Source organism: Vibrio ziniensis, from assembly GCF_011064285.1.
Lineage (GTDB): Bacteria > Pseudomonadota > Gammaproteobacteria > Enterobacterales > Vibrionaceae > Vibrio > Vibrio ziniensis.
Genome location: NZ_CP049332.1, coordinates 447,409 through 461,499, shown reverse-complemented (window position 1 = coordinate 461,499; position 14,091 = coordinate 447,409). Strand labels below are relative to the sequence as shown.

Below are 14,091 nucleotides of genomic sequence, written 5' to 3'. Positions count from 1 at the left end.
ATCAAGCCGAATCGATGACAAGAGCTTAAATTAGAATGAGTCATTAACGAACAGGTATTTCTATCACAATTAACTATTTCTAATCTATGGCATTTTATAAATGAGAAAGCGCACTCTTTGCATACTCAGAGGCGCTTTAAATAGATAGGGTTAGTGCTGATTGTCCGTAAAAAGCAGGAAATATTTTTAAAGGTTTCACTCATCGCGAAGCGCAATCACAAGACCACTGCATGCGGCTAAATCAAAGGTCAATGAACTGCAGCCCGACAAGCTGTGCGAGACTAAATGAAGATCAAAGTGATTCGCTTCAAGATACGCTTCACGCGTTCCCATCTCCTGCTCAAAACAAAGAGTAAAACGCAGTTCAGGATAGCTTAGTTTCAAGCTATCCAACGTGTGCTGATTGATGTCGGACTGTGCTTCAAGCTTGGCAACGATGTCCGACAATACCATCGGAGAAAGATGCGCAAGTTGCATTGGTGCAGACGCCTCTATCGCTACATCACTCATAGCTCTCCTCCAACTCCAATTGCGCAAACTCAACGGCACTCTTTTCGAAACCAAGGATTCGTTTCACCCATGGTGGTGGATTGGTTGCAATCACTTGCGAGAGTTCCTTCAACACGGCAGAAGCCTCTGCAGGCGCAGTTTTCTTGATGGGATGGATATTAGCGCGCGTAACGCGAGCAGCGGCAGGCCCGCCAATCGAAAGCGTAAACAGCATATGGCAATCGCGGATTCTATCCAGCATTGCAATGGCTCGCTCCTCGCCTTTTTTCTCGGTTGGCATTTCACGCACTTCAACCAGTTGATGCTCGGTTGCATTGACTTCATATATTAAAACGCGCAAGCACGAACCGTAGTGCCCGTTAACCATCTCACCTTGGTTGGACGTCAACGCCACGCGCAGTTTTGGTCCAGAGATAGGCGTTTGCAAAGCGACTTCTGGCGCAGAAACATCACTGATTTCTGGATTACAAAGCACATGCAAAGCGTTGGAAACGTCTTTGCGAGTTGGTCCTGAACCTAATGAACCAACCATTAAACGAAAAGCCTTCGGAGACAAACCGACTAACTTCGTTTCGGTCAGAGGCTCACCAAGGTGCTGAATCAACAGCCCTAATAGCGAGCGCAGTTCGATATTGGGCAACGACTTAGACGCTAAAGCAATGCGTATCGCCGCTTGGTCGGAAATGGTATTGTCCATCATCATATCGTCCTCCTAAATCACGCTGCTTGTAGTCGTCTGGCTTTTACCGTAATAGGCAACTTAGGTTTTGTTGCCATTGGGTCAATGTGATAGATCGCCCCGTTGGCTAAACGCACTTCGCCACCCCATTTGCTGTCGCTATCAAACTCAAAGTAAGTGATCACTTCTTCTAAGTCTTTCTTTGGTAAGTAAAGTGAAAGTGCACCATTTTCGTTGTACTGAATCATTACATTCGCCATAACCTTTCCCTCTGTTAGGCTGATAAAGAAAGGCCGACAGAACACTCTGTCGGCCATTGTCACTAGCGAACCAAGTCAAAACCAAGGTCAGTTTTGCCTAAGTCGCTTGTTTCACGATCCAGCTTCGCCAGAACCTCATTCACCAAAGTGGTTAAGATGGTCATTGCACCCTCGTAGCCGAGAGTAGACTGGCGATGAAGATGATGGCGGTCGAAAATTGGGAAACCGATACGAACCAATGGAACTTCAAACTCAGGACCTTTCGCTTTGGTATCACGTTCGATGAACTTGCCGTATGAGTTACCAATCAATAGATCCGGTTTGTCAGTAAACATCAGAGAACGTAAGTGCCATAAGTCTTTACCCATGAACACTTCTGCGTTTTGACCATATGGCGTTTCAGCAAGCTGAGCTTCCATTTGTTTGCGCCAACGCTTCGCACCGTTGTTACAAAGCACATGCTTAATTTCGCAACCAAGCTCGGTTAGGAACTTACACATACCCAATAGGTAATCAGGATCACCGTACAGTGAAACTGTCACGCCGTGCAGCCAAGTGTGAGAGTCAGTCATCATATCCACAAGACGACCACGCTCTTTGGTGATTGACTCAGGAATAGGTTTGCCTGTGACTTCAGATACTTTCATGATGAAATTATCTGTCCACTCCAATCCCATAGGGATGTTGAGTGCTGGCACGTCTTGATTCCAAGTACCTTCAATGAATTTCTTCGTTTTCACAAGTTGATCAGGTTGAAGTAAGAAAGTTGCTTTAGAATTCGGTGCATCTTTAACTTCTTCGACTGGCGTACCGCCTGAATACATACGGTATTCACCGTCTGCTGGGGTATCCAATACTTCTGATGGGTCGCAAAGGAAAGAGTATTCCACCTTCATTTCGTCCAACATACGACGAATGACGCGGTAATTACCAAGATAGGTTTCGAACCCCGGAACAATGTTAATTTTGCCATTGCTTCCAGCCACTTTTCCTTCCATTCCACTGAGAGTGAAATAGCGTAGAATGCCCTCGAACATGTTATCCCATCCAGTAACATGACTACCCACAAACGAAGGTGTGTGTGCAAATGGAACCGGTAAATCCGCTGGAATATGTTGATTGTGTTTGGCGTTATTGATGAAAGCATTTAAGTCGTCACCGATAACTTCCGCCATACACGTGGTAGAGACTGCTATCACTTCAGGTTTGTACAAGGCGTAGGCGTTTTTAAGTCCGTCAAACATGTTCTCCTGACCACCAAACACCGCTGCGTCTTCTGTCATTGAGTCAGAAACACACGCAATTGGCTCTTTAAAGTGGCGGTTGAAATAAGAACGGAAGTAAGCCACACAACCTTGTGAACCGTGCACGTAAGGAAGTGTTTTTTCGAAACCAAGAGAACATAAAACACTGCCTAATGGCTGACACGCTTTCGCAGGGTCAATCGTAATGTGCTTACGGGCAAAGTTAATCTCTTGGTATTCTTTCGTTGTTGTCCATTCAAAGGTTTCGCGAACCTTCTTAGCATCAACGGCATTTTCAAAAGTTGCGCGCTTGTTAGCCATCAACTCTTGATACTCTGGTTGCTGAAATAGCGCATAACCAGTTTTAATGTCTTCAACTTTTTGAGTCATGAGTATTCTCCTACCGTGCCACTAATCTGTGAACGCCGGCTCGGGTTACATTAATTGGAAATCCTTTCCAACTCACTTTAAGCAGATTTAGCTAACGCTTCGTCTGATGCTTCTTCCAACCAAGGTGCTTTCATGCTCTTCCAGCATGGGTTGTTCAGCGTTAAATCCATGTCGCGTGCGAAGATAGCGAAACCATCGACACCGTGATAAGGACCGGAATAATCCCAGCTGTGCATTTGGCGAAATGGGTAACCCATTTTCTGGAAGACATATTTCTCTTTCACACCAGAACCGATCAAATCTGGGTTCAAGCGTTTAACGAACTCTTCCAACTCATAGGCACTGGCATCATCGAATAGCAAGGTTGAATCTTTGACATCTGGCGTGGTTTTCACGTAGTCATCGTTATGAGCAAACTCATAACCCGCACCGACGATTTCCATACCCAAATCTTCGTACGCACCAATGATGTGACGAGGACGCAAACCACCGACATAAAGCATCACAGTCTTGCCTTCTAGGCGTGGGCGATATTTATCAATCACCGCTTGCCATTGCTGACGATACTTCGCGATCACTTCTTCAGTCTGCTGCTTAATTTTGTCATCAAAGAATGCGGCAATTTTACGCATAGACTCTTCGATCTTGGTTGGACCGAATAGGTTGTACTCAACCCAAGGAATGCCGTTTTTCTCTTCCATGTAACGCACGATGTAGTTCATTGAGCGGTAACAGTGGACAAGGTTTAACGCCACTTTTGGTGTGTTTTTCATCTCAGGTAATGTGCCATCACCTGACCATTGAGCCACAACGCGCAGACCCATATCTTCGAGGATGATGCGAGAAGACCAAGCATCGCCACCGATGTTGTAGTCGCCGATGATTGCCACATCATAAGGTGTGGATTCAATGGTGCTCTCTTGTTCGGCATCCAACACATAGTCACGAATAGTATCGTTCGCAATGTGGTGACCCAACGATTGAGACACGCCGCGGAAACCTTCACAACGTACAGGCACAATGGTTTTGCCCGTTTCAGCACTCTTTGTTTTCGCTACCGCTTCGATATCGTCACCAATCAGACCCACTGGACACTCTGATTGAATCGAGATGCCTTTCGATAGCGGGAACAATGACTCAAGCTCATCAATAGCAGCAGAGAGCTTTTTGTCGCCACCGAATACGATGTCACGCTCTTGGAAGTCAGTGGTAAAGTTCAACGTACCAAAAGAGTCGACGCCCGTTGTACCTGAGTAGTAGTTACGACGACCAGCACGAGAGTACTGACCACAACCGATAGGACCGTGAGAAATGTGAATCATATCTTTCACAGGTCCCCACACTACCCCTTTTGAACCTGCATACGCACAGCCACGAACCGTCATAACACCTGGCAGTGTTTTACGGTTTGAAGTGATACAAGTGCCTTCAGCAGAGCTATCACTGATCGCAATGTGCTTCTTGCGATCTTCACGCGCTTTCTCAGGATAGACATCTAAAACCTCGTCTATCAGCGCCTGCTTTTGTTCTTTGTTCATAGACATAAGTGAATCCTCATTGTCTTTAAGCAAATAAGAAGAATCAGTGCTTAACTTACGCTGTTAGCTCTGCCGCTGTTTTACCGATGATTGACTCGTCTTCTTCTTCAAGAATACCGAATTCCATCAATAGCTCTTCCAGTTCATCCATTGTCACTGGCGTTGGAATAACAAACATTTGGTTGTTGATGATCTTAGAGGCAAGTGAGCGATACTCGTCCGCTTGTTTGCAAGTTGGGTCGTATTCGATAACGGTCATACGACGAATTTCAGCGCGTTGTACGATGTTGTCACGAGGTACAAAGTGAATCATCTGCGTACCGATTTTCTCAGCCAGCGCCATGATGAGTTCATCTTCACGGTCTGTATTACGTGAGTTACAAATTAGACCCGCAAGACGCACACTACCTGTCGCTGCGTATTTGCAGATACCTTTAGAAATGTTGTTTGCAGCGTACATTGCCATCATCTCACCAGAACATACGATGTAGATTTCTTGCGCTTTGTTTTCACGAATTGGCATCGCGAAACCACCACACACAACGTCACCCAATACGTCGTAGAAAACAAAATCTAGGTCATCTTCATACGCGCCTTCTTCTTCGAGGAAGTTGATTGCAGTGATAACACCGCGACCAGCACAACCTACGCCTGGCTCTGGACCGCCTGATTCAACACAGCGAACATCGCCATAACCGACTTTCAATACATCTTCTAATTCGATGTCTTCAACCGTACCGGCTTCCGCTGCCATTTCCATGATGGTGTTTTGTGCTTTTGAGTGCAGGATGAGACGAGTTGAGTCCGCTTTAGGGTCACAACCGATAATCATTACTTTCTTACCTGCTTCAGCCAGAGCTGCCACTAAGTTCTGAGTGGTAGTGGACTTGCCGATGCCGCCTTTTCCGTAAATTGCACATTGACGAATTGCCATGGTCTATCTCCTTGTTAAATTAGACTCACGGTCGTTATTGCGAGATCTGTACCATCAGAAAATCAACGATTTTTCAATCAATTAGCAATTAGTGTTAGAAGCGACAATCAAACATTGTCTGCTTTACAACAAGCCTTTGTCGGCTGATTGTTCTAGGGGGATAGTACAAGAGACTAATAGTACGAGGAGCTAAATGCGCGATGAGATGGTTAGAAAAGTCAGTTTCGAAGGTCTTTAAAAGATAAAAGGCGCATTAAGCGCCTTTATATATTGGTAGGGTTCTAACTAGCGAATCAAGAAACGATTGAGAAGATACAAAATCGATTTACGATGACTCAATATCCAAGAACTGCGCGGCAATTTACTCCAAGAACGCACTACAGTTTTAGCATGGGTAAAGGTCTTGAAACCTTCAATTCCGTGATAGTGCCCCATACCAGAATCTCCAATACCACCGAATGGTGCGGAATCTGCAGCAACATGCATCAAGGTATCATTGATACACATACCGCCACTGTGCGTGTGCTTGAGAACATATTCAGCAATGTCGTTGTCGTCTGTCATCAGATAGAGAGCTAACGGACGAGCATGAGAGTTCACTCTTTCAAGTGCTTGTTCAATAGTTTTATAACCAATGACGGGTAAGATTGGACCAAAGATTTCATTTTGCATCAGCCACATATCGTCAGTGACGTTAGTTACTAAACTTGGCACCATCTGTGTGGCTTTCAGTTCAACCGACTGTTTTACAGTGTAAATCTGCGCCCCTTTCTGTTTGGCATCGTCAAGATAGCTTTGCAGACGCTCTAACTGAGCTTGATTAATGATGCCCGCACAATCCAATACGCCATGTTTGTTGATAAAACGTTTAGCAAAACGCTTCAGATACAACTCAACGAACTGCTCAACCTTCTCTTCCGGTAGCATTACATAGTCTGGAGCAATGCAAATCTGCCCAGAGTTAATCGCTTTGCCTTGCATGATGTTGTCAATGCTACGAACTAAGTCTGCATCCGGAGCGATAATCGTCGGTGATTTACCACCCAGCTCAAGGGTTACCGGAGTTAAGTTTTTCGCCGCAGATTGCGCTACGATTTTACCTACCGGAGTTGAGCCAGTGAAAAGCAGATGGTCGAAGGGCAAAGAGCTAAAAGCAGTGGCGATGGTTAAATCCCCTTCAATACACACAGCAATATCACCTAACGAACTGATAATGCGTGTCAGCACCTTGTTGGTTTCTGGAGTGTATTCACTGAACTTAATCATTGCTTGGTTACCCGCCGCGATAGCAGTAACAAGAGGAGACAAGCTCAGCATTGCAGGGAAGTTCCATGGTACAACGATTCCAACAACACCGACAGGTTGATAATGCACTTGGACTTTCGAAGGAGAAATGATCAACCCGGCATGACGACGCGAAGGCTTTATCCATTTTTTCAAATGTTTCTGTGTGTACTTAATCTGATTGATGACCGGTAATAAATCGCAAAACGTGCTATCAAAACGAGGACGGAAACCAAAGTCTTTGCTCAGCGCTTCCACCAGAACCGTTTTCTCTTTTAATAATGCGTCTTTTAAAAGCGAAAGGCGCTGCAATCTCTGTTCTAAACTGGGTGATGGATCATTAGCATATTGAAGGCGAAGACGGCTGTATTGCGCATGCAGTACTTCTAGCTCAGTTACTTGCAGTTTCTTCCATTGAGCTTCTACAGCGGATACTCGGTTCATAATATCTCCTACCAGTCCGTGTTATAACGTGGACAGAAGTTCTGGGTTGATGCCAAAACTTGTCTTGTGTTCTTCAATCACAAACTCACTTCTTGTCTGAATTACACCCGGCAGTGTGCCGAGTCGTCCGGACATAAATGCTTGGTAAGCTTTCATGTCTTTCACGCGAACTTTAATCATGGTGTCGAAATCACCCGATAGAGAATAACAAGATTCAATCTCGGGAATATCTTCCACTGCACGAGCAAAGCGTTCAAAAATAGAAAAACAGGTTTGGTCTAAACGAATATGAATAAACACTTGCACATCTAAGCCTAACTTCTCTGGATTTAATTCCGCGTGATAGCCTTTGATGTACCCTTCTTTTTCAAGTCGCTTAACTCGGTCAGAACAAGGTGATGTGGTGAGGTTCACTAACTTTGCCAGTTCAACCACTGGCAATCTGCCTTTAGTATGTAAAATGCGCAGGATTTGTTGATCCACACGGTCTAGATTCATAGCTCAATACTTTTTCAAGAGTCATTGCACAATACAATACTGTCTAACAACGGCAGGATGAACCTCATCATTATGTGTTGTGAGGATAATCACAATCAAAAATAAAGGGCATCAGATGATGCCCTTTATTTAGAAGAAAATTCTTAGTTTCATTTGTAGTAAATAATTAGAGGTTTACACCTTAACGGTATTCGCTCCCGCGAATTTGTTAGTCGTTACCACTAACTTATGATTGCATTCACGACAGTACATTTGTTGTTCCATTTGGTAATAGTGTTCACCGCTTAAAAGTTTTGAAAAAAAAGCATGCACGACTTGCCAACTAGATTCAGACTCCTGTGAACAACGCCTCATAACGACTTTGTGCTGTGTTGGTTTACGGCAACAGTTACAAAACGCTTCTGGCATGGCTAAATCCTCAAATTCCTAAAATGAAAAACTAGTCGCTTATTTAACCACTTTCGAGCAAACACTCAAACATTTCACTTCAAAATGTGACAAAAATCAAAAACATCCTACATACATACTCAATTAATTCTGCTAGCAAACATTTATATAGTGAAAAAAAGCCCCTCAGTATGGGGGCTTTCGAAGAGACAATGAAGTATAAACCTAGTCTAAATCAACCAATTGCTTCTTATATGTTTGATGCTGTGATTTCACAGCTTGTTCTGGCTCACCAGTCAGTAGGCTTACAACCACTATTGCGATTGTAGATAGGATGATTCCCGGTACGATTTCGTACACGTCATACCAACCGCCAGAAAGCTGTTTCCACACTACGATAGTCACACCACCAACAATGATGCCCGCTAGAGCGCCATTACGGTTCATGCGAGACCAGTACAGACTTAGTACTAGCGCAGGACCAAATGCCGCTCCGAAACCGGCCCAAGCGTAAGATACTAGGCCCAGAACTGAACTGTCTGGCGTCATCGCTAAGATAAGTGCAATAACAGATAGAATGATTACCGCAAGGCGACCTACTCGCACAATCTCTTCTGAGCTTGCGTCAGTTTTAAATACTTGTTTGTAGAAGTCTTCAGCTAATGCAGAAGAAGAAACAAGTAACTGAGAGTCTGCAGTACTCATGATCGCAGCAAGAATTGCGGCCAGAAGAATACCAGCGATAACTGGGTGGAAGAGCGCGTTAACAAGTAGCATGAAGATTTTCTCGCCATCTTCTAGCTGCAGTGTGCCGTGGTTGGTTACGTATACCAAACCTACAAAACCAACTAATAGTGCGCCAAACATTGAAAGACCAGTCCACGCAACGGCAATACGACGTGCAGCGGTTAAATCTTTATTCGAACGAGATGCTTTGAAACGAGCCAAGATATGTGGCTGACCAAAGTAACCTAGACCCCAAGCAACAAGAGAAATGATTGCGATTGCAGACAGTGGTTTACCGTCAATACCATTCCAAAGAGTCAGAAGTTCTGGGTTAATTGTCGTTAGCTCAGAGTTCAGTTTACCGAAGCCACCATCAAGTGCTGCAAACGGTACGATCAAAAGAGCGGCTGCCATCAATAGACCTTGAACCAAGTCAGTCCACGATACGGCAAGGAAGCCACCAAACAATGTGTATGAAACCACACAAATTGTTCCGATAACTACCGCGATGGTGTAATCAATACCAAATACGGTTTCAAACAATTTACCACCAGCAACAAGACCAGAGCTGGTGTAGAAAAGGAAAAATAGAAGGATAAAGAAAGCTGAAATCGTTTGAATTAGCTTAGATTTGTCATTGAAACGACGAGATAAGAATTCAGGTAATGTTAGCGCATCAGTTGTCACACTGTACGTACGCAGACGTTTTGCAACCAATAACCAGTTAGCCCAAGTACCTACTAATAGACCACCAGCTAACCAGAAAGCTTCAAAACCGGCAGCGTAAGCATAGCCAGGTAAACCAAGTAGCAACCATCCACTCATGTCAGATGCACCCGCAGATAAGGCTGCAGGCCAAGGGCCTAAAGAGCGGCCACCTAGGAAATAATCCGATGAGCTTTTCGTTCGCTGATATGCGTAAACACCAATCGCCAACATCAAAATGAGGTAGACGATAAAGGTGGTCGTAATAGCAAAGCTATTTTCCATTATGTTGAGTCCTCTAAATATAAATTATCTTCCATGCCCCCCCTCAAAGGGAGGGGGGAGAGATAAAAGATCTAAGGTCTGAAAGATCTTTTACGGCCATCAGACCTAATGAGATTCGCTCCCAAGCTCAAGCAAGGTTGCGTTACCACCCACTGCTGTAATATTGATTGTACGAGTACGTTCGGTAATAAAGCGCAGTGATAGGTGTGGATCGTATGCCACAGGTAGTGCATCCAAATCCGTTTCTGATACCAAGCTAACGATAGCGCCTGTGCGTTTTGCCAGTTCACGGTTAAGACGACGCTCAACCGATGTTTTACCGACATAACCTACAGCGCGAACATCCGACTCTATCAACTGGTGATGAGCATCAAATGTCGCGAATTGCAAAACGTTTGCTGGCATTGTTGACTGCTCGAAAGCAGCCTTTAATGCTGAAAATAATTCAGCATCATCGCTACAAAATACTGCGCTGTTACCCGCAACTAATGCAGCCGTTAACTGAGCAATTACAGCTTGTTTCGCAGCATAGCTACTGTCATCTTGAATGATCAGAGCGACACCACGACCCGCTGTATACAGCTCGTTAGTTTCTCCTGTCGGGCCAATAAGTTGGTGCGTATGCGCCAACAATGTTGAAACCTGTTGAAGATGGTAAGAAATCACTTTCGCTAATTGAGGCGAAATGTTTTCTAAATTTGATTTCAATGAAAGTAAACACTCACATTTAGAATCAAAACTTGTCAGATTCCAGTTTTCCCAAGCCGAAAAAGCGTCAGAAAAACGAGTTACTTGATGAACCATGTTTGGTCTCCTTCGCCTAATCGATTAACAGTACTGAACTTGAGAAAAACGGTATAAGTAGTGTGGGCCACCCGCTTTCGGACCTGTGCCCGACAAGCCTTGTCCACCGAATGGTTGAACGCCAACCACAGCACCTACTTGGTCACGGTTGATGTAGCAGTTACCTACTCGAGCGTGTTTTTCAATCCAGCGATAAGTTGTTTCGTTACGGCTATGGATACCCATAGTCAGACCAAATCCAGTTTGGTTAATTTGATTAACCACATCTGCCAGTTCATTTGCTTTGAAGCGAACAATGTGCAGAACCGGACCAAATTTTTCTTCGGTCAGACATGAAATGTCTGCAATCTCAAACGCGGTAGGAGCGACAAAGTCACCGTGTTGACACGCTTCGTTTAGGTTTAGCTGTGCCACCTTCTTCTGTGTTTTGGTCATGTGTTCGATATGATCAAGCAAAGTTTGCTTCGCTTTGCCATCAATCACAGGGCCCACATCTGTGGTGTGTAGATAAGGCAAACCAATCGACAGTTCTTGCATCGCACCTTTAATCAAGGTGGTAATACGATCTGCAATATCTTGCTGAACGAAAAGCACACGAAGTGCTGAACAACGTTGACCCGCTGAAGCAAATGCAGAGCGTAGAGCATCGCGAACCACTTGCTCTGGTAGAGCAGTACTGTCAACGATCATTGCGTTCTGACCACCTGTTTCCGCGATAAACGGAACAGGATCAGCATCGCGCTCAGCCAGTGTTTGGTTGATACGTTGTGCCGTTGCAGTTGAACCTGTAAACGCAACGCCAGCAATACTTGGATGCGACGTTAACGCACTACCAATTTCTGCGCCTTTACCAGGAAGAAGTTGAATAACGCCCGCTGGGAAACCCGCGTCAAGCATCAATTCAACCGCACGAACAGCGATTAAACTGGTTTGTTCTGCAGGTTTTGCTACAACCGTGTTCCCTGCCACCAACGCCGCAGAGATTTGGCCTAGGAAAATAGCCAGAGGGAAGTTCCAAGGGCTGATGCAAACAAACACACCACGACCTTCACGGCGTACTTTACGCTCTTCACCATCAAAACCATCAACCGTGAACTCACCTAAACAATCCACTTGTTTGGCGTAGTAACGGCAGAAATCGACAGCTTCACGAACTTCATCAATGCTATCGTGAATGGTTTTACCCGCTTCGTGATGACAGATCGCTACTAGCTCAGCCAGATTCGCTTCTAATAGGTCCGCAAGCTTGTCTAATTTTTCGCTACGAACAGATGCGGGTTCTTGATTCCAGCTCGCAAATGCTGCTTGCGCAGATTCGATCGCTTCGGAAACATGATCATGGGAAGCAAAGTACGCTTGACCCACTTCGATACGGCGATCATATGGCGCTGTGACCACTACAGGTTTAACACCATCCTTGATCATGCTTTCGATCTTTGAACTGCCATTGATGATTGGCGCAGCCTTCCACTGATGACCAATGAATGACTCCACCTGTTTTTCAAATGGTGCCGCTTCACTTTCGATATCAATGTTCACACCGTATGAGTTACGACGCTCAGCAAAGATCGCTGGTGGCAATGGAATTTGAGTATTATTAAACGTTTCAAACTCTAGCAGCATGTCAACTGGGTGCTGAGTCAACGAAGAAATCGGACAACGAGCATCCACCAAACGGTGAACGAATGAGCTGTTTGCACCGTTTTCTAGTAGACGACGAACAAGGTAAGGCAACAGATCTTTGTGGCTGCCAACCGGAGCATAAATACGAACCGATTGCTTATACGCTGCCATTGCATGGTTGTACAATGCATCGCCCATTCCGTGAAGACGTTGGAATTCGAAATCTTTGTGCTTCGCCATCACTGCAATAGAAGTCACGGTTTGCGCGTTATGGCTAGCAAATTGTGGGAACAAATTGCCACGTACTGACTCACTCAAAAGGAAACGAGCACAAGCTAAGTACGCAACATCGGTCGACTCTTTACGAGTGTAAACAGGGTAACCAGTGTAACCTGCTTGTTGAGACCATTTGATCTCACTGTCCCAATAAGCACCTTTAACTAGACGAACCGGTATTAAGTCACCCTGATCTTTTGCAAGCGCAGTTAACCAAACTAGAACAGGAAGAGCACGTTTTGAGTAAGCTTGGATTACTAGGCCAAACTTGCCCCAGCCTTTTACAAGTTCGCTACGGTAAACTTTTTCAAACAGTTCAAGAGAAAGTTCTAAACGGTCTGCTTCTTCCGCATCAATCGTGATAGCAACATCAAGCTCAATCGCTTTCTCAAGCAATTGTATTAACGTTTGGTACAACTCACTCATTACTCGCTCGCGGTTTGCCACTTCGTAACGAGGGTGTAGAGCAGAAAGCTTGATAGAAATAGACGGTGCAGGACTGGTATCTAAACCATATTTGTCACGACCAACAGCTTCAATTGCCGTTAAGTAGTCTTGGCAATACTTTTTCGCATCTGCAGTCGTTAGCGCGGCTTCACCCAACATATCAAATGAGTAGGTAAAACCTTTGTCGCGCATCTTGCGACCATTTTTTTGCGCTTCAGCAATGTTACGACCAAGAACAAACTGGTGTCCCATGATCTTCATCGCTTGATGCATTGCTTTACGAATAACAGGCTCAGTCAACTTGTTGACTAAACGGTTAACCGCTTGGATTGGACTGGTGCTTTCTACATCAGAAAGGCCAATCACTTTACCTGTAAACATTAAGCCCCATGTTGAAGCATTAACGAATACAGAATCTGAATTCTTTAGGTGTGACTTCCAATCTGCAACACCCAGACGGTCTTTAATAAACGCATCCGCAGTTTGTGCATCTGGAATACGCATCAAAGCTTCAGCAAGACACATCAATAAGATGCCTTCTTGCGTATCTAAGCTGTACTCAAGCAGAAGTGCATCAATCATTTGGATCGATTGCTTATCTTTACGAATGGTCTCGATAAGCTCGGTTGTCTTAACCGCTATCGCTGACTTTTCATCTTCCGTTGGGGTTGCTAGGGGTAAAAGTTCCTTTAGCCATTGGGATTCGTCCACCATATAAAGTGGCGAGATCTGCGACCATAATTTGCTAAGCGGTTGCTCTACAAATTCGGCTTTCAACACATCAGTTGCTGTAAACACGCGTTTTCCTCAATCTCATACCCGTATATCCAATCCGGGCTTCCTACAATGGCTGCAGTGTATTTTGAGCTTACGAAGATTACTTGTCAAAAACTCCGAGCTTTTTGCCAAAAACTTGGTTTATTAACAAAGTAAAAACAGAATCACATCATTTACAACAAAATAAAATGCTAATTTCTTACCAGTTAACGCAAATAAATAACTTTAAATGGCTATCTCAGCATTCTAAAGAAGAATAATTATCATTAAATTTGAAGAT

Annotated in this window: 11 protein-coding genes; all 11 read right to left on the bottom strand. The window is 44.5% G+C overall.

Annotated elements, in window-relative coordinates:
* Positions 1-195: 195 nt before the first annotated feature.
* The 11 genes from G5S32_RS17060 to putA all read right to left on the bottom strand — a co-directional run bounded on the left by G5S32_RS17060 (position 196) and on the right by putA (position 13,832).
* Positions 196-510: a hypothetical protein gene (locus tag G5S32_RS17060; protein ID WP_165313369.1), complete on the bottom strand. Its 315-nt coding sequence runs from the start codon at positions 508-510 to the stop codon at positions 196-198.
* Entirely contained in the window at positions 503-1,213 is a 711-nt protein-coding gene (locus G5S32_RS17055; RefSeq protein WP_246201167.1) for a NifB/NifX family molybdenum-iron cluster-binding protein, read from the bottom strand. The genes G5S32_RS17060 and G5S32_RS17055 overlap by 8 nt, the downstream gene beginning before the upstream one ends.
* 14 nt (positions 1,214-1,227) lie before the next feature.
* Entirely contained in the window at positions 1,228-1,449 is a 222-nt protein-coding gene (gene nifT, locus G5S32_RS17050; RefSeq protein ID WP_102939849.1) for a putative nitrogen fixation protein NifT, read from the bottom strand.
* Between the two features lie 62 nt (positions 1,450-1,511).
* Entirely contained in the window at positions 1,512-3,083 is a 1,572-nt protein-coding gene (nifK, locus tag G5S32_RS17045; RefSeq protein WP_165313368.1) for a nitrogenase molybdenum-iron protein subunit beta, read from the bottom strand.
* A 77-nt stretch (positions 3,084-3,160) separates the two neighbouring features.
* A complete protein-coding gene (gene nifD, locus G5S32_RS17040) occupies positions 3,161-4,627 on the bottom strand; it encodes a nitrogenase molybdenum-iron protein alpha chain (RefSeq protein WP_102939851.1) in 1,467 nt (488 codons plus the stop codon).
* A gap of 49 nt (positions 4,628-4,676) precedes the next feature.
* Positions 4,677-5,555: a nitrogenase iron protein gene (gene nifH, locus G5S32_RS17035; protein WP_102939852.1), complete on the bottom strand. Its 879-nt coding sequence runs from the start codon at positions 5,553-5,555 to the stop codon at positions 4,677-4,679.
* Between the two features lie 285 nt (positions 5,556-5,840).
* Positions 5,841-7,283 (bottom strand): coniferyl aldehyde dehydrogenase, encoded by a 1,443-nt coding sequence (locus tag G5S32_RS17030; protein ID WP_165313367.1) that lies wholly within the window; start codon positions 7,281-7,283, stop codon positions 5,841-5,843.
* A 21-nt stretch (positions 7,284-7,304) separates the two neighbouring features.
* Positions 7,305-7,781 (bottom strand): Lrp/AsnC family transcriptional regulator, encoded by a 477-nt coding sequence (locus G5S32_RS17025; RefSeq protein ID WP_042479512.1) that lies wholly within the window; start codon positions 7,779-7,781, stop codon positions 7,305-7,307.
* A gap of 612 nt (positions 7,782-8,393) precedes the next feature.
* On the bottom strand, positions 8,394-9,884 hold the full coding sequence (gene putP, locus G5S32_RS17015; RefSeq protein WP_165313365.1) for a sodium/proline symporter PutP: 1,491 nt from the start codon (positions 9,882-9,884) through the stop codon (positions 8,394-8,396).
* Positions 9,885-9,989: 105 nt separating this feature from the next.
* Positions 9,990-10,688: a 1-pyrroline-5-carboxylate dehydrogenase gene (locus tag G5S32_RS17010; RefSeq protein ID WP_165313364.1), complete on the bottom strand. Its 699-nt coding sequence runs from the start codon at positions 10,686-10,688 to the stop codon at positions 9,990-9,992.
* Positions 10,689-10,712: 24 nt separating this feature from the next.
* On the bottom strand, positions 10,713-13,832 hold the full coding sequence (putA, locus tag G5S32_RS17005; protein WP_165313363.1) for a bifunctional proline dehydrogenase/L-glutamate gamma-semialdehyde dehydrogenase PutA: 3,120 nt from the start codon (positions 13,830-13,832) through the stop codon (positions 10,713-10,715).
* Positions 13,833-14,091 lie beyond the last annotated feature (259 nt).